This is a genomic window from Flavobacterium sp. KH_035, from assembly GCF_057839565.1.
Genome location: NZ_CM174492.1, coordinates 426,843 through 443,394, shown reverse-complemented (window position 1 = coordinate 443,394; position 16,552 = coordinate 426,843). Strand labels below are relative to the sequence as shown.

General features: G+C 37.4%; 15 protein-coding genes. 8 read left to right on the top strand and 7 right to left on the bottom strand.

Annotated elements, in window-relative coordinates; translation table 11 throughout:
- Position 1: 1 nt before the first annotated feature.
- The 8 genes from AC3IS6_RS02090 to AC3IS6_RS02055 all read left to right on the top strand — a co-directional run bounded on the left by AC3IS6_RS02090 (position 2) and on the right by AC3IS6_RS02055 (position 9,023).
- Positions 2 to 580 (top strand): hypothetical protein, encoded by a 579-nt coding sequence (locus AC3IS6_RS02090; protein ID WP_489163200.1) that lies wholly within the window; start codon positions 2 to 4, stop codon positions 578 to 580.
- A 57-nt stretch (positions 581 to 637) separates the two neighbouring features.
- A complete protein-coding gene (locus AC3IS6_RS02085; protein WP_489163198.1) occupies positions 638 to 1,450 on the top strand; it encodes a hypothetical protein in 813 nt (270 codons plus the stop codon).
- Positions 1,451 to 1,499: 49 nt separating this feature from the next.
- The gene (locus AC3IS6_RS02080; protein WP_489163196.1) at positions 1,500 to 2,726 is read left to right on the top strand and encodes a hypothetical protein; all 1,227 of its coding nucleotides are present in this window, start codon (positions 1,500 to 1,502) and stop codon (positions 2,724 to 2,726) included.
- 7 nt (positions 2,727 to 2,733) lie between these two features.
- On the top strand, positions 2,734 to 3,648 hold the full coding sequence (locus AC3IS6_RS02075) for a glycosyltransferase family 2 protein (RefSeq protein ID WP_489163194.1): 915 nt from the start codon (positions 2,734 to 2,736) through the stop codon (positions 3,646 to 3,648).
- 9 nt (positions 3,649 to 3,657) lie between these two features.
- The gene (locus AC3IS6_RS02070) at positions 3,658 to 4,857 is read left to right on the top strand and encodes a phenylacetate--CoA ligase family protein (RefSeq protein WP_489163192.1); all 1,200 of its coding nucleotides are present in this window, start codon (positions 3,658 to 3,660) and stop codon (positions 4,855 to 4,857) included.
- A 257-nt stretch (positions 4,858 to 5,114) separates the two neighbouring features.
- The gene (locus tag AC3IS6_RS02065) at positions 5,115 to 6,944 is read left to right on the top strand and encodes a hypothetical protein (protein ID WP_489163190.1); all 1,830 of its coding nucleotides are present in this window, start codon (positions 5,115 to 5,117) and stop codon (positions 6,942 to 6,944) included.
- Between the two features lie 28 nt (positions 6,945 to 6,972).
- The gene (locus AC3IS6_RS02060; RefSeq protein ID WP_281922791.1) at positions 6,973 to 7,386 is read left to right on the top strand and encodes a DUF1842 domain-containing protein; all 414 of its coding nucleotides are present in this window, start codon (positions 6,973 to 6,975) and stop codon (positions 7,384 to 7,386) included.
- A 167-nt stretch (positions 7,387 to 7,553) separates the two neighbouring features.
- Positions 7,554 to 9,023 carry a hypothetical protein gene (locus tag AC3IS6_RS02055; protein ID WP_489163188.1) on the top strand — a complete coding sequence of 490 codons (1,470 nt, stop codon included), beginning with the start codon at positions 7,554 to 7,556 and terminating at the stop codon, positions 9,021 to 9,023.
- Positions 9,024 to 9,133: 110 nt separating this feature from the next.
- Here AC3IS6_RS02055 and AC3IS6_RS02050 read toward each other — a convergent pair whose 3' ends face one another.
- From AC3IS6_RS02050 to AC3IS6_RS02020, 7 genes are all read right to left on the bottom strand, one after another.
- Positions 9,134 to 9,793 carry a SanA/YdcF family protein gene (locus AC3IS6_RS02050; protein WP_489163186.1) on the bottom strand — a complete coding sequence of 220 codons (660 nt, stop codon included), beginning with the start codon at positions 9,791 to 9,793 and terminating at the stop codon, positions 9,134 to 9,136.
- A 144-nt stretch (positions 9,794 to 9,937) separates the two neighbouring features.
- Positions 9,938 to 11,965: a M3 family metallopeptidase gene (locus AC3IS6_RS02045; RefSeq protein WP_489163184.1), complete on the bottom strand. Its 2,028-nt coding sequence runs from the start codon at positions 11,963 to 11,965 to the stop codon at positions 9,938 to 9,940.
- Positions 11,966 to 12,095: 130 nt separating this feature from the next.
- Complete coding sequence (gene purE, locus AC3IS6_RS02040; protein WP_489163182.1) at positions 12,096 to 12,578, bottom strand: 5-(carboxyamino)imidazole ribonucleotide mutase; 483 nt, start codon at positions 12,576 to 12,578, stop codon at positions 12,096 to 12,098.
- A 70-nt stretch (positions 12,579 to 12,648) separates the two neighbouring features.
- On the bottom strand, positions 12,649 to 12,867 hold the full coding sequence (locus AC3IS6_RS02035) for a hypothetical protein (RefSeq protein WP_489163180.1): 219 nt from the start codon (positions 12,865 to 12,867) through the stop codon (positions 12,649 to 12,651).
- Positions 12,868 to 12,962: 95 nt separating this feature from the next.
- On the bottom strand, positions 12,963 to 14,111 hold the full coding sequence (locus tag AC3IS6_RS02030; RefSeq protein ID WP_489163178.1) for a 5-(carboxyamino)imidazole ribonucleotide synthase: 1,149 nt from the start codon (positions 14,109 to 14,111) through the stop codon (positions 12,963 to 12,965).
- A 277-nt stretch (positions 14,112 to 14,388) separates the two neighbouring features.
- Positions 14,389 to 14,943: a hypothetical protein gene (locus AC3IS6_RS02025; RefSeq protein ID WP_489163176.1), complete on the bottom strand. Its 555-nt coding sequence runs from the start codon at positions 14,941 to 14,943 to the stop codon at positions 14,389 to 14,391.
- A 162-nt stretch (positions 14,944 to 15,105) separates the two neighbouring features.
- On the bottom strand, positions 15,106 to 16,380 hold the full coding sequence (locus tag AC3IS6_RS02020; RefSeq protein ID WP_489163174.1) for a PQQ-dependent sugar dehydrogenase: 1,275 nt from the start codon (positions 16,378 to 16,380) through the stop codon (positions 15,106 to 15,108).
- Between the last annotated feature and the right edge of the window lie 172 nt (positions 16,381 to 16,552).

Below are 16,552 nucleotides of genomic sequence, written 5' to 3'. Positions count from 1 at the left end.
TATGGAGCAGTTAAAAAATATTCAATCCGAAATTGAGCAGTACTCGCATCATATTGAAGAAGGTTTAAGTCTCTCGGAAATTACCATTAAGTACGGTTTAAATTCGTACAGGTATGGATCTTCCAGTTTTTTAGATGACCTTTTTGATCCTATCACCATCACGGACAAAACTGTATTTTATGATTTAGGTTCTGGTTACGGGAATATTATTTTATACGGTGCGATACAATATCCAAATGTTCAGTTTAAGGGAATAGAAATTCTTGAAGAGCGAAATAAAGTTTGTGTTGATTTAATCGAAAAAGAAGGAATCACTAATGTTACGGCCGTTTCCGCCGATCTCTTAAAGGCTGATATTTCTGATGGGAATGTTTTTTATTTGTACAATCCTCTTCATGATTTTCAATACGCTGAATTATTAGACAAACTCTATCAGATTTCTTTGAAGAAAGACATTATCGTAATTGCAGAATCCCATTGCAGTTCTTTTGACGAAGCCGATTGGCTGGAACAATATTACCTTAAAGATATTGATGTCATCAGAAAAATTAAATATTACCGCTCTAAACCTGCTCATTAAAACCCACCAAACTAATAATAAAAATCAAATCAATTAATAATTTAAATCAAAAGAGTTATGGCTAGTTTAAGTTCAATTATTCTTCCGGTTCTTGAAGGGATGGAGGAATCACATTTAAAAGATCAATTATTAAAATTTCTGCCAAATCAGGAGGAATCATTTTCAAAAATTGAAAAAAGTTTTAATCAGTTGACTTCCAAAGTTCAGGATAAAGATCGTTTACAGCGTTTTTTTCACAGTTGGAGCCAAACCAATAACAGCGCAATGACAGTTGCCGGAATCAGCAACCGTATGACAATGCTGGTTCATAAAAATCAACCTATTGGAGATGAAAAAGCACTATTACAGTCTATCACCAGTTTAAATAGAATTGTAGATGAAGATCTGGCAGTTGTGGGCAGAATTTTACATTCACAAATGTTTTACACCATGGCAACTACAATTTGTACTGATGATGATTGGCTTTCACGCCGCTATTTAAATCAAAGTGCCAGTGATTTTAAAAAATGGAAAGATCAAAATTCATTGCGAAATAAAGACATCATGATCGCTTTGCTGACCACTTTGATACATGAAATTTATACGCATGGAGAAGTAGAATTGATATTACCAAAATTCCAATCATGGCTGATTAATCATTATGGTTACACCGAAGAAGAATGTGATAAAACACTGGCCTGGATAAGCGTTCATTGTGGACCAACGGAGAAAAATCATTTCTTTTTTGCGGTTAGTTCCATTTTTCACTACGCCAAGGCAATGAATATCAATCTTGAATCGTACGATCTTGAAGTAATTGTTAACGACTATTTATCTAAAAAATCAGCTGTTATGGTAGATCTTTTGGAGGTTGCAGAATTGAGTTTTTAAATCCACATACCAAAACTACTTATTACAAAAAAATAAACTTCAACGCCGTATGTCAAAAATTAAGCTGCAACAAAATCAAGCTGATAAACAGGAAAAATGGAATCAGTTGTTTTTTGAATATTTTCAAAAGGGTAACATTTTACACAGAGATTCTTTTGCCAATTCCTCGGTAGTCCTTCATCCGGAGTACAATGAAGAAATGGATCGTTTGTGCGCTGTTTTAAGCAAAGCCTCTAAAGCAATTGTTTTAAATTATTTTGAAGACAGCCGAATTCGGAACTATTATCAACTGGATAATGACCTTGAAGGTATATTGAAAAAAAGTAATAGCCAGACCTATAATCAGGGCTTTTATCGCCCTGATTTTTTATATGATACAAACGATCAGCCTAAGATTTGTGAAATAGGGGCACGATATCCGCTTAACGGCTGGATGCTCAGTTATTATTCACAATTGATACACAATCGTACCAATTCACATAATGAAAAAGTGCATATCAGCGGTACCGATTTAGAAAATCTTATCGACGATCTTTCCCATCGGTTTGCTCCCCATCGAAAAGTAGCGCTCATTCACGATGATGAAAAAGGCAGCGATATTTTTAATGCCCAAAGAGAATTAGCAAAATTAGATATTGAGCTAATTTCTGCAAAACCTCAGGACCTCATCATTTCAAATAATTTAATAACGGTAAACGGAGTAGCAGTTTCCCAATTTATACTGGAAATGGATCGGGAAGAACTAAAAAAAATAAGCCCCGAGGTACTGGATAAATTAATCGAAGAAAATAGTTACTTCAATGATATTCGAACCTTAATCTTAATTCATGATAAAAGAGTTCTGGCCGTAATGTACGATGCTCAGATCATGCAGGATTATTTGAGTGAGGAAGATTATAATTTTTTGAAAAATTACCTCATCCCGAGTTTTGTGATTACGGATCCTGCGGACTGCGATGCTTTTACGGATACAGAGCAAAACCTGATTTTAAAACTAAATAGCGGCGGAAGGGGAATTGGGGCTTACGTAAAAAGCGAATGTACCAACGAAAACTGGAATAGGATTGTCCGAGAAAATTGGGACAAATACCTGATTCAGCATTTTGTGGATCAGAAAGAGTTTAACGATACCGAAAATAATCGCCAGATCTATTTAGTAGGGATGTTGCTGTGTAAAGACGACAAAACTTACGGGTCCGGCATATTTAGGGGATCTGACGAATCGGTTGTAAATGTACATCAGGGGAGAGCCTTAATTTATCCAATAGTTCAGTAGTAAAGGCATGAAACATACAGTTATTATACCGCTTTATAATAAAGAGGCGTATGTCTATGATACGATTCGTTCTCTGGCTTTTCAGGATAAAAAAGCAGCACAAGTTATCATAGTCGATGATTTTAGTACGGACCAGAGTCTTGTTAGTCTCAAAGAAGCACTCTCCTTTTTTGCGCCACAGTTTCTGCAAACAAAGGTTCATATTATTGAATTAAAAGAGAACAAAGGTCCCGGAAACGCAAGAAATATGGGAATCGAATTGGCAACAGGAGACCTGATTAGTTTTTTGGATGCCGATGATTGTTATGTTTCTTCCTGTTTAAGCGATGTTAGTACGATTATGGAGAAGGAGAATATAGATGTTTTGGTTCTTGGAATTTTACTTGTCCCTTCTAATTATTATATGCCAAACATTAAATCCTTTGAAAAAGAATTGATTTCCCTTTCGAATGATTTGTTTGTAATGACTGATCCCTTGCACACCGTTAGTTCTCCTGATTTTATTATGGGTGTTGGGAGCAATGTGGTAGTTCGGAAAAACCGGCTGACGAACATCCGTTACGAGGTTGACGTTTCTTTAAATGAAGGAATCGATTTTTGGTATCGCGTTTTAAAAAATACGCCTACATCTTCACGGGTTGGTTTATTGAATAAAACCTGTATCGAAGTACGAGAGGTTGACGGCAGTTTGTCCCGGATTCGTTATTTGACATGGAAAGAATTAGAGATTCCCGTTTCAATACGACGATATCGGGAAAGTACCAATCGATACGATCAGCAATTAATGGGAATGTTGTCCCAAAGATGGTTGTCCCACGCTATGAAACGATTACCCTCCTGGAAGGAAAAAGGCTTGTTTCTCTTTCATCATTGCAGACTCTTGATTAAGAACAGCTATTATTTAAAAACACGAAGTAAATAAAAACACCTCATGATGTCCCCAGTTTGTATTCCTGCCAAAATTGATCACGCTGTATTTCAAAATTATTTTGAATTGGCGAAACAGAATCCTTTATATATCGAATTCTACAAAGGAAATGACTTTGCAGCAGGAGCCCCTATGTTAAGTAAAAAAGAGTTAATGCCAATTTTAAATACAAATTTTAAACTTCAGGATGAAAAAACGGGGGTATATCTGGTACGCTCAGGCGGAAGCACTCAAAAGCCTTTGGTATTTCCGGTCGATATACAGGAAAATCACAATCAACGTCTTGCACTGGCATCTGAGCTCACCAAGAACAACTTTTTTACGCCTGAAACAATTGCCCTGAACATTTTTGGTTATTCTGATATGTACCGTACAGCGGCCATTATGGATGACATTTTAGAGAAATGCCAGGCAACAACTTTAGCCTTAAGTGCACATGCCAGTTATGAAGACATGGAGCAGGCAGCCCATCATTTTAAACCAAATTTTATATTTGGAACTCCTTCAAAACTATTATGTTTTGCTCAGTATTTAAAAGAGAACAACAGAAAAATAGAGATCGAAAACTTATTTTATGCAGGGGAGTTTTTAAGACCTAACACACAAAATTTTTTACAAAAGACACTCGGTTTTCAACAAGTTTATTCCATGTATGGCTCTGCCGAAACCGGAATTTGGGCCTGGTCGCATTGTACTAAAACCCCCTCTTTATTTTCGGTTATTAAAGGTATTATAGTTGAAATTATAAATCCCGATGAAAACGGATACGGCACACTTGCAATTACCAATACCTTCCGCAAAAGATTTCCGGTTTTCAGATATGCAATTGGCGACTTAGGCCGATGGGTGGAGCTGGAAGGAAAATCTTTTCTCGAACTGAAATCCAGAGAAACCAAATCATTTATAGTTTGTGAGCAGCATTACGATTTAGACGAATTTCTTTTATTGACAAGTGAGACCGATGCTTTTCAGATTCAACTGTCGACGAATGCCTCTTTTAAGGAAGTAGTTCGGATGTTAATGGTGCAAAATGTTTCGGAAGATAAAAGACAGGATTTTATCAGTGAAAAATGTGCAGTATTAAAAAAACTACTCAACTACGAGGAATGGTGTATGGAAGTTGAGGTTCTGCTGGTTAACGCAGCAGATTTGTACATCGATCCCAATACAACTAAAACACCTGTACTCTTAGATTTGAGATGATTTTTTAGGAATCACTTTCTTTCATTGGCTTTCAAAAAACAGTTCTATTCCATTGATTACTTGCTTTATGGATAAAAAAACCAGTCTCATGACATTTTTTTATTTAAGACTTGATAAGCATTGTAATTTTATTCGGCAAAATAAAAAATGATGATTTTAAAAGGCTATTTGTAACACAATCAGCAAGATACAATCTCCGATAAAAAAATCTGAATAAAGCAAAGAATAAAAAATAACAACCCCAAAAACTAATTACCATGAAAGATTTATCCTCTTCCACGTCAACCTGCGTGGATCCGATCCCAGATTCGAGATACCCTGTTTTGGAGCCTTTTTCTGGCCAGAAACCCCGACTTCCACAATTTTGGAAATGTACCTGTGTACTTCACCCTTTTAGCCCCCCACAAAGTAACAGCACCCCCGCGGACCTAGCGAGTCCATTTTTTGAAATTTGTACAGCCACTGTTTATTACGCAGAAGGGCTTGGATTAAATGCTCTGCTGGTAGGCAGTTCCGGAAGAAGATGGTGGTACAGAGTTACTCCAACTCAAACGGAAGTATCTACAGATGGAACTCGTTATACTCCTATAAATCTGGGCTGGAGAATTCCAACTACAGATTGGTTTGGAAACGCAACCGATAAAGCTAAATGTTCGGGAACCAGTTACCTAAACTGGATGAAAGCACAGAAAGTAGACTGGTGGAAAATTCCGGTGGGCAATAGCAACCCGTCACCTGCTACCTGGATGTGGTTTGATCATGGTACTAATTTTCCGGTACGTCTTATGTTCGGGCAAGGGCCTGTTGCAAGGCCTGGTCTGGGAGATGTTAATCAGCTGGCACTTTTTCAAATGTTTTCGTTCACCTATTTTTCCAATTTTGACCGCTTACCAAGCAATCCGTTAAACAACCCTTTGGTGCCTCCGGCAGTAGAAGGTTTCTCTTTTGGTAACCCGAACCGATACAACCTGTTTACCTGGAATACCAATTTTGGAATGAGCGTTTTTATGACACCGGTCAACTCAGCATTCAATCCGCTGCCTACAAGAGTTTTATACAATTGGAGAGATGCGGCACAATATAAGGTTTCATCAGATAGAAGTCAGAGTACACTGATGAAATATACGTACAATACCACGAACCCCTTTACTGCCCAGCAAGCCCTTCTTACAGGACCTACCCCGGCAGGAATAACACCACCGCCAAACAGTGGTAACGGTTTCTTAATTAATTATGTTGGAGACAAAATAACAGAAGCTATTGGTTTTGCAAGGTTTCCATTTCCGCAGCAGCCGCCAAACTGGGTTCAGATTCCGGCAGTAAAAGGGAGCATTCAGGCGACCATTATCAGTAATCCTGTACTTTGTCCGGGTAACAGAGTGACGGTTGTAGGAGTATTATTTCCGCCTTCAGGGAATAACTACCCAGATTCTACCTATCTGTGGACCTGGTACAGCCCCTTAGATTCAACCGGAAACAGCAGCCGTCCGATAACCTTTATGCAATCACAATCAGGTGTAGGTTTAGGAACCAGTCTTGCTCTGGCAGATTACTTTGATTATGAAGAATTCAGAACGCCAATTCCGCCTTGCAATTTTGCAGTGCCGCCAGTCGATTTTACAGTAAAAGCAAAACCTGTTTCAGGTACAGACTCCTATCCATGGCTTAACACAGGTGTTCGACTGAATGAGAAGAGAGTGGCCACCATCAAGTATGTGGATGGTCTGTGGACGGCAAATCCAAATATCAACAACGGTCAGTTATACAATTCAGCTGGAAACCCAACTTTTATTGAAGCCAAACCCGGATATGCCCTTCCAGGTAAAAACGAAGGTGCTCTTATAGGTAAAGTAGGAGATACCGTTTTCTTAATCGGACTGGGAGCAAGCACGCCACCCGGAGTTGTTGGAACGTTGGAATTATGCATCAACGATGATTTGAAAGGACTGTATGGCGCCGGTCTGACAGACAATAAAGGAGAGGTAAATGTGAAAATAAGCGTTGAAGCTCCAGGAACAAAAATAAAGTTGAATAAAAGTGGAGCAGAACCCACTAAAAAAAACGAGGCGGTCTCTGAAAAGCCATAAGAGTAAGAAAAATCTAAATCCAAAAGTTATGTCAAATTTATTAGCAGGTGCTTATTTAGCAAAAGGCACAATCGGAAATGTTGGAACACCAGGTGCTCCAGTTGCATCATTTAGTTTAGTTGTTGTACCGTCACAACATTCAGTTACAGGTACAGTAGTAATTACTCAGGCGGTAGCCGGTCCTGACAGCCATATCGTGGTTCAGGTAAGAGGTAAAATTTATCCAACAGGATTTGGTGAAGTGACTCAGGTAGTTAGTTTACAAGGACAATATGTTCAGTCTTTCCCTCCTCCGGCAATTGGAGCTTTTTTAGCAGACTTTGATGCTCATTTAGCTATCGATAATGCATGGAACGGAACAGGTGGGTTCTCTTACTACGAGCACACTGTTACAAAAGCACCGGTAAAGGCAGCAAAGAATCTGAAAGAGGAATTGGCTTAGGAATAAAATTCTCTCCAAACAATTCTATACAGGAATTTTGAAAATCTGCAAAAAAAATTTCTGGACCAATTAGATATAAGAGATCGCCTGCTTTAGGCGATCTTTTTTATTCCTTCAAAAAAGCTGCTTTTTTGAATAACCATACAAATCAAAAACAAAACAAAACAATGAAAAAAAAACAGATTATTATTGCCCTGCTGCTTGTTGCGATCGCAGCCAGTCTTGGGGTGTTTTTCTACTACAAGAACAACGAAAAAGGAGTGGATGGAGTTTATGCTACCAGTGCGACGCCTGATTCTTGTGAATGCGAGACCAGTTGGTTTCCTCACGAGCAAACACCTGCACCAAAAGAAGGTGACGGCAGTCCATTTGACTCAGACAATACTACCAATTGTGATTTTCACCAGTGGTCCTGGCAGAAATTTTTGTGGGTAACAAAGCCGTTGCCAAGCGGGAATCCTTTTTTCATAGATTCGCTGGATATTGTAAGCCCGGAAATGGAGGATGTTGCACCACAGCTGGGAATAAAACTAACCTTGAGTTCCATTAATCAGGCAGGTTTCAAAGGGGTACTACTTTCTAATCCTAAATTTAATAAGGTTGCGGACACAGTGTATTATTCGATTCACGTGAATAAACTGCTCAAAGACAAAGCCATTTCGGCTGCCTCTTTAATCAACAATGGAAAATTGCCCGTTTCAAATTCAGAGACCTTTCCGGTTGGGGCTTTAGAACTAAAAGTCTCTTGGATCAGTATCGATGCCATTGTTAAAGAACAACAAAAAGATTACTTTACAACTACTGCGGCCGTTAAAAACAGCAAAGGACAATACGTTAAAAAAACGATGGCACTGTTAGGAATGCATGTGGTTGGAATTGTAAAAAATCATCCTGAGTTTATTTGGGCCACTTTTGAACATAAGGATATGGCACCTGTTTACGATAAGAAAAACAATTTGGTAACCTCAGCAACTGAAAAGTTGTTTTATGAAAAAGGTACCGAAAAAGATATCAACGGCATCCGATGGTTACGAGGGGCCACTTCGCCGGTTCTTCCTAACAAAGCATTTATTCTTTATGAATATGGAGTGCCTAAGGATTTAAACACAGGCGACTTTATGGCAACAAGTCAAAAAGAGCCTGCTAATTTTAATAATATTGAGAATATCAATAAATGTGTGGACTCTAAATTGAAAGATGTTTTTAGAAATTATTTTTACAATGGCTCTGTATGGCTGGATTTTGACGGAGTTTCTCCTGAAGATCAGGTGAAAACACTTGTAACAAAAAACATTTCAAGCGCAATTCCGGGTGCATTAGCCAGAGGTTCTGTAAATCTGGCGAACATTACGATGGAAACATACACGCAAACTTTTCAGGATGACATACATAAGATTAATAGTGGTACTTTGGTAAGTTGTTTTTATTGTCATCAGGCTTCCAACAGTGACAAAACACGACCTGGCAAATCACCTTTGTTTTTAAGTCATTTGTTTGCCGATTATTTACAATTTACAAAACCGGCAGGCACTGCTAAGAATGCGAATGTTTTGGGTATCTCACGCGAGAGACGTATTCAGGAGATCGATGCAGCGAAAATGGATCAGCTTGAAGAATTTATTAAAGCGACCAAGTAATTGCTGATTTTATAGTAAAAAAAGAGGAGGTTTCACCATTGTGAAATTTCCTCTTTTTGCTTTTAAGGGATTAAAAATCAGTAGTACTGAAAAAGGAAACGTTGGTCTCCCTATCTTTTATCTTCTTTAGAATAATTGGAAACCCCGTTTATGTCAATTGGATTTCCTAAAAAGCGAGGCTCACGATTTCTCATAAGATCAAAAAAAGATTTGAAAATAGAACCGTATTCCCGAAAAGTCACGTATTTATAACCCAGATACTCTCCTTTATTAGCAGAAAAACCAACCGATTTTATGCCAAGTTTTACGCCGATATAAATAGCCCGGTTCAAATGATATTTCTGCGAAACGAGAGTAGCACTTTTCACCTTGAAAATATGTTTAGCACGATACATGGTCGAGTACGTATCGAAACCCGCATAATCGACGTAGATTTTAGTAGTATCAACTCCGTGTTTGTAACAGTAATTTTTCATCACTGTTAGCTCATCATATTCATCACGGCCATTATCACCGGAAAGTAAAATCTTCTCTATTTTGTGTGTTTGGTACAATAGAATCCCGGCGTCCAGACGGTCTTTTAGATATTTGCTGGGCTGATCTCCATTGATTCCGGCCCCGAAAATAATTCCCACCTCATTTTTTGGAAGAGGAGTTGTAGTAGAATAAATAAAATCATCAGTGGATGATTTTACATATATATTCACAGAAACGATTACAATAACCCCAAGGATAGAAAGGTAAATTAGGTTTTTGAGAAGTTTTTTCACTTTGAATTTCTAAGATTAAGGTTAAAAGAATTGTGAAGATAAGTAAATTTATCTTTGGTGTTTGTGTTCGGATCGAATCAAAAAAACCGAAGTATTCCTACCTCGGTTTTAAGTATATCCTATACTCTAATAAGTCTAATACTCTTAAAGCAATCCTGCTCTTTTTAATAAAGCTTCGGGTTTTGGTTCCTGACCTCTAAAACGTTTGTATAAAATCATAGGATGTTCTGTTCCTCCTTTTGAAAGTACATTGTCTTTGAATTTTGTTGCGACTTCGTGATTGAAGATACCGTTTTCCTGAAAGTATTCAAAAGCATCAGCGTCCAGGACTTCAGCCCACTTGTAACTGTAGTATCCAGAAGAATATCCACCCTGAAAAATATGTGAAAAAGCAGTACTCATTGCATTTTCTTTTACATCAGGGTACAATTGTGTGTTGGCAAATTGTTCTGTTTCGAAAGTTTTTAAATCTGTGATGTTTGTTGGGTCTTGTCCGTGCCATGCCATATCCAGTAATCCAAAACTTAGTTGACGTAAAGTAGCAAGACCTTCCTGAAAACTGGCACTTTCTTTTATTTTCTGAACATATTCAATTGGGATAATTTCCCCTGTTTCGTAATGATTCGCAAACAAAGCCAAAGCTTCCGGCTCGTAACACCAGTTTTCCATAATCTGACTTGGTAATTCTACAAAATCCCAAAACACCGAAGTACCCGATAAACTTGGATAAGTGGTGTTGGCTAACATTCCGTGTAAACCATGACCAAATTCGTGGAATAAAGTAGTAACTTCATTAAAAGTCAATAACGAAGGTTTTGTTTCTGTAGGTTTTGTAAAGTTACAAACGTTCGAAATATGGGGTCTTTCGTTTACACCTTCTTTTATAGATTGTGATTTGAAAGAGGTCATCCACGCACCGTTACGTTTTCCTTTTCTCGGAAAAAAATCGGCGTAGAAAATCGAAACTAAATTGTTATCTGCATTGGTTACTTCGTATGTTGTAACTTCTTCATGATATTTGTCGATATCAAAAACTTCGGTAAACGTTAATCCGTATAATTTTTTGGCAACAGTAAAAGCTCCGTTTAAAACTTTTTCTAATTGGAAATAAGGTTTCAGTTTTTCATCATCTAAATTAAAAAGCTGCTGTTTTAATTTTTCAGAATAGTAAGCACCATCCCATTTTTCTAACTGCTCGATTCCATCCAGCTCTTTAGCGAAAGTCGTTAATTCAGCAAATTCTTTCTGAGCTGCCGGTTTGGCTTTTGCCAATAAATCATTAAGGAAAGAGAAAACTTTTTCCGGGTTCTCAGCCATCCTCTCTTCGAGAACAAAATGTGCATGGGTTTTATAACCCAATAAATTGGCTCTTTCATAACGAAGTTTGGCGATTTTCAGGACATTTTCCTGATTGTCAAATTCGTTATTTTGGAAAGCTTTTGCTCCAAAGGCAATTGCCATTTTTTTACGTAACTCGCGATTGTCGGCATAAGTCAAAAACGGAATATAACTAGGATGATCTAAAGTGAAGATCCAGCCTTCCTTTTCCTGACTTTTGGCTAATAATCTTGCGGCTTCGATAGTTCCTTCCGGTAAACCTGCCAGATCTTTTTCATTTGTTAAATGCAATTCGAAAGCATTGGTCTCGGCCAAAACATTTTCGCCAAATTGCAAACTTAGTCTTGACAGTTCTTTATCTATTTCGCGTAAGCTTTCTTTTTTGTCCTCAGGCAAATTGGCTCCGTTTCTTGAAAAACTTTTGTATTTTTTATCTAAAAGCGTAGTTTGCTCCGGATTTAAATTCAGCTTTTCTTTTTGATCATAAACGGTTTTAATTTTAGCAAATAATGCCGCATTTAAGGTAATGTCGTTTCCGAATTCTGAAAGCAAAGGAGAAACTTCCTGCGCAATTTTTTGCATCTCATCACTTGTTTCTGCCGAATTCAAATTGAAGAAAATACTGGACAGACGATCCAGGACATCACCTGTAAAATCCATCGCTACCACCGTGTTTTCAAAAGTGGGTGCCTCCGGATTGTTTACGATCGCATCAATTTCGGCCTTAGCCAAAGAAATTCCTTCGTTAAAAGCAGGAACATAATCCTCGATTTTAATTTGCGAAAAGGGTGCTGTATTGTGTTTGGTGTCAAAATGTTGTGTTAAAATGCTCATTTTTTTAGTTTTCAGTCTCAGTCTCAGTAAGCAGTGCGAACTAAGACTAAAGAGTTTATTTTTTTTTTGAGTATTCAGTCTCAGTTCTCAGTTTTCAGTGCTTGCTGTGACTGAGAACTGAGACTAAGAACTATTTAAGACTTTCAGCTGCTTTATTAACTGCAGCTTTTAATTCTTCTTTATAGGAAATAATAGTGTCAAGTACTTTTTTATCGTGGCTTCCAATGATTTGTGCCGCTAAAATTCCGGCATTCTTGGCTCCGTTTAAAGCTACTGTTGCAACAGGAACTCCGCCAGGCATTTGAAGAATCGATAAAACCGAATCCCAACCGTCAATAGAGTTACTTGACTTCACTGGAACTCCAATTACGGGAAGTGGCGACATTGAAGCAACCATTCCTGGTAAGTGTGCAGCTCCTCCAGCACCGGCAATAATTACCGAAATACCGCGAGTGTGTGCATTTTTACTGAAATCGAACAACTTTTCAGGCGTTCTGTGTGCCGAAACGATATCTACTTCAATTTCAATATTAAATTGTTTTAATATGTCGATAGCATCCTGCATGACTGGCATGTCTGAGATACTTCCCATTATGATGGCTACTTTGCTCATGTGTTTTTTGTTTTATATTTTTTGTTTCAAGTTTCAGGTTGATCAAAACTGAAATTTTGAAGTTACTTGTTTAAGACTGTTTTATGTTGTTAAAAATTAAAAACATAATTCCAAAACCTAATACAATTAAGAACAATGTTATAAATAAGAATCCAATAAAATTTTTGATTCTCTCACCAATATATTCATTTTTATCAATAAACTTTTCAAAGCAAATTTTAATTAAATTTTGTGTTTTACCTGCCTTCGAAGCATTATTTAATAACTCAAGAAGATCAAGAAATCCCATTTGTAATACTTTTGATTCAAGTTATTGTAAACTGTAAACTACGACTGAAAACTACTTGTTCTGCTTCAGGTTTTTATGGTGACTGTAAACTGCAACTAAAGACTAATCACTCTAATCGTATTCTTAACATCCTCGGCAATTCTTCTCGCCTCAGACATGTCTTCATTTACAATCGTTACGTGGCCCATTTTTCGGAAAGGGCGAGTTTCTTTTTTACCATAAATATGAGGGGTAACACCGTTCCATCCCAGGATAGTTTCGATGTTTTCATAAACAACATCCCCGGAGAATCCTTCGGCACCTACTAAATTAACCATAATTCCTGCAACTTTGCTATCGGTATTCCCTAATGGAAGATCCAGAATTGCACGCAGGTGATTTTCAAATTGAGAGGTGTAGCTGGCCTCGATGGAGTAATGTCCTGAATTGTGCGGACGCGGAGCAACTTCATTTACTAAAATATCATCGTCGTTAGTTTGAAACATTTCAACAGCCAAGAGGCCAACGTGATTGAATTTTTCCGAAACATTTAAAGCAATAGCTCTGGCTTTTTCGGCTACTTTCTCGTCAATTCTGGCAGGGCAGATTACATATTCTACTTGATTGGCTTCCGGGTGAAACTCCATTTCAACAACTGGATATGTTTTAATTTCTCCTGATGGATTTCGGCATACTATAACCGCTAATTCGTTTTTAAACGGAATCATCGTTTCAGCAATACATTCTACATTTGGAAGATTGTCTAAGTCAGAAACCTGACGAATTACTTTTACACCATTTCCGTCGTAACCAAATTCAGTGCATTTCCACACAAATGGTAATTTCAGGTTTTGGATTTTAGACTTTAGACTTTCTAAATTTTCAAATCGCTCAAAGGGTGCTGTTGGGATATTGTGATCTGCGTAGAATTGTTTCTGAATTCCTTTGTTTTGAATTCCTTTTAAGGTTTTTGGAGAAGGATAGATTTTTAAACCTTCATTCTCTAACTGCGTCAGAGCTTCAAGATTGACCAATTCGATTTCAAAAGTCAGAACATCAACTTGTTTTCCAAAATTATAAACAGTTTCATAATCCATTAAATCACCCTGAAAGAATTTATTGCAGGCAATTTTACTCGGAGCTTCGTCGCTCGGATCGAGAACATAAGTCTGGATGTCAAATTTTCTGGTGTCGAACAAAAGCATTTTGCCTAATTGTCCGCCGCCTAATATTCCTAATTTAAAATCAGAAGAAAAATAATTCATTGTAGTTGTGTTTTTGCAAAGATACTTTTTAATCTTTTTTTTGCCACGAATTTCACGAATTTCATGAGATATAGAATGAGAATATTTTTTTGCCACGAATTCCCCGAATTAAAAGTTCTTAAAAGCACTGCGAAAAAATTCGCGAAAATTAGGGGAATTCGTGGCATATAAATTTTTTTTAACCCTTTTAATCTGTGGCTAAAAAAATAAACGTAAAGCATACAATCCCAATAACTATCAGGATTCTCAAAGTTCCAACTGAAATTCTATGACAAGATTATTTTTCTATTTTCTTCAAAACTTCTTTGGCAACGGCTTTGTAGGCTGCCGAATGATCACCATAATCCTTATTCAGAATAATTTGCAGCTCAGGATGTATCCAGTCGTAATGATTGCCTAAAACATACAAAGTTCTGATCGAATAGGCTTTTGTAGCCACTTTTACATCATTGATGAGCCAGTCAAATGAAGCTTCTATACAATCTTGCAGATTCGCTTCGGAAAGTGAAATACCGTTTTCTGTCTTTTTATAATGAGCTTTTACAAGTAACTGAATCACTTTTGCAATAGGACGAATAGCACTTTCGTCTTTTAAAACCTTAAGATTGGAGCAGAAAAAATCAAGATGAGGTTGTAACCAGATCAATTCTTCGTAAGAAACAAATTCCAGAATCCAACAGGCTTTGTGATTGTTTTTGTCTGCTGGGGAAAAACAAATCGTGACAAGTTCTTTAAATAAGGAGTGGTTTTCTAGAACCTCTTTTGCAACATTAAGGCGATTTTCTCTATAAGCTTTTACGTAATCTAATTTTGTTTGTAATTGAGAAGCCATTTTGAAGGGTTTAATACAGGTCTAAAATAAGTAATTTAATGTAATAGTTTTATAATAATTTATAGGAAGGCCTAAAGAGAATAACGTGAGAAGAGAATTTCCAGACGATAAGCTGTCTGGAAATGAAGTTCGTATTACTCAGTGAAATCTTAAATTTGGGATTTATTTTTTATAGCTAACTTTCCAGATCGTATTTCCACTGTCATCATTGACCAAAAGAGATCCGTCTTGCATAACCGTTACAGCAACCGGACGGCCATAAACTTCTGCTTTGTCAGCATTCGCGATAAAACCGGTTAAAAAATCTTCGGGTTTTCCTGAAGGCTTTCCATTGGAAAAAGGAATAAATGCAACTTTATATCCGGAAATTTTGGCACGATTCCATGACCCGTGCTGTCCCACAAAAGCTCCGTTTTTGTATTTTTCGGGGAAAACATTTTTAGTGTAAAAAGCCAATCCTAAAGAAGCAGTATGAGCACCAACAGGAACATCGGGTACAATAGCTTTTGCAACCAAATCTTTGCGTTCTCCTTTCATTCGAGGATCAGGAATGTTTCCGTAGTAGGAGTAAGGCCAGCCATAAAAGCCATCTCTTTTTACAGAGGTGATATAATCGGGAACTAAGTCGTCACCCAATTCGTCACGTTCATTAACAGCTGTCCAAAGTTCTTTGTTTACAGGATTCCAATCCATTCCAACAGGGTTTCTGATTCCCGATGCGTAAATCTTCTCACCGGTTCCGTCAGGATTAATTTCTAAAATGGCGGCACGACGCACTTCTTTATCCATACCGTTTTCTCCTACGTTACTTCCGGAACCTACCGATACATAAATTTTTGTTTCTTCAGGATTTGAAATAATATTTCGGGTCCAGTGATTGTTATAGCCTCCTGCAGGAAGTTCAAGGATTTTTGTCCCTGGGGTTTCTAATTTTAAAGGATTGTTTTTATATGGGTAACGGTATAGACCATCTGTATTGGCAACATAAAAAAAGTCTTTGAGGATTAACATGCCAAAGGGCCTGTTGAGGTCTTTTAGAAAAACTTCCCGAGTCTCGAATTTTCCGTCTTTATCTTTATCACGAAGAATTATAATTTGATTTTTGCTCGTTCTGGTTCCGCTCTCGACTACAAAAATATCATTGTTTGGAGCGATATACGTCCAACGGGGATTTTCAAAACCGTCGGCAAACTTTGTAACGGTAAAGCCTTCGGGTGCTTTTGGTGTTTGTCCTTCCGGCCATTTAAGTACCTTACTGCTGTTTGTTTTCGATTCGGTTGCATAGGGAGGTGGTAAAACGAGATCCCCAATAGCGGTTTTTACAATAGTTGGAAGCTGTGTGGATAAAGCATCTTTCTCTTCTTTTTTTACTTGCCCGTTGCAGGCTGTTAAGGTGGTTAACAGGAAAAGCGAAAGGAGTTGCGTCGTAATTTTCATGGTGGTTTGGGGTTAAGGTTTTAAAATTCAGTAATTTAATAAATTCAGGTCTTTTTTTAAGAAAAGATTTCTAAATATTAAGTGATATTTAACATTCTTAAAAAAATATGTGTGCAGTATATTTTGATACTTACAGTTTGGTTGTAATTCTGTATCTTTGCCCATTATTTTA

What these genes read in the sequence shown, in the direction of transcription:
- AC3IS6_RS02065 (WP_489163190.1), top strand. Translation starts at nt 5,115, where the DNA reads ATGAAAGATTTATCCTCTTCCACGTCAACCTGCGTGGATCCGATCCCA.
- AC3IS6_RS02055 (WP_489163188.1), top strand. Translation starts at nt 7,554, where the DNA reads ATGAAAAAAAAACAGATTATTATTGCCCTGCTGCTTGTTGCGATCGCA.
- purE (WP_489163182.1), bottom strand. Translation starts at nt 12,578, where the DNA reads ATGAGCAAAGTAGCCATCATAATGGGAAGTATCTCAGACATGCCAGTC.
- AC3IS6_RS02075 (WP_489163194.1), top strand. Translation starts at nt 2,734, where the DNA reads ATGAAACATACAGTTATTATACCGCTTTATAATAAAGAGGCGTATGTC.
- AC3IS6_RS02035 (WP_489163180.1), bottom strand. Translation starts at nt 12,867, where the DNA reads ATGGGATTTCTTGATCTTCTTGAGTTATTAAATAATGCTTCGAAGGCA.
- AC3IS6_RS02030 (WP_489163178.1), bottom strand. Translation starts at nt 14,111, where the DNA reads ATGAATTATTTTTCTTCTGATTTTAAATTAGGAATATTAGGCGGCGGA.
- AC3IS6_RS02025 (WP_489163176.1), bottom strand. Translation starts at nt 14,943, where the DNA reads ATGGCTTCTCAATTACAAACAAAATTAGATTACGTAAAAGCTTATAGA.
- AC3IS6_RS02060 (WP_281922791.1), top strand. Translation starts at nt 6,973, where the DNA reads ATGTCAAATTTATTAGCAGGTGCTTATTTAGCAAAAGGCACAATCGGA.
- AC3IS6_RS02080 (WP_489163196.1), top strand. Translation starts at nt 1,500, where the DNA reads ATGTCAAAAATTAAGCTGCAACAAAATCAAGCTGATAAACAGGAAAAA.
- AC3IS6_RS02020 (WP_489163174.1), bottom strand. Translation starts at nt 16,380, where the DNA reads ATGAAAATTACGACGCAACTCCTTTCGCTTTTCCTGTTAACCACCTTA.
- AC3IS6_RS02090 (WP_489163200.1), top strand. Translation starts at nt 2, where the DNA reads ATGGAGCAGTTAAAAAATATTCAATCCGAAATTGAGCAGTACTCGCAT.
- AC3IS6_RS02070 (WP_489163192.1), top strand. Translation starts at nt 3,658, where the DNA reads ATGATGTCCCCAGTTTGTATTCCTGCCAAAATTGATCACGCTGTATTT.
- AC3IS6_RS02045 (WP_489163184.1), bottom strand. Translation starts at nt 11,965, where the DNA reads ATGAGCATTTTAACACAACATTTTGACACCAAACACAATACAGCACCC.
- AC3IS6_RS02085 (WP_489163198.1), top strand. Translation starts at nt 638, where the DNA reads ATGGCTAGTTTAAGTTCAATTATTCTTCCGGTTCTTGAAGGGATGGAG.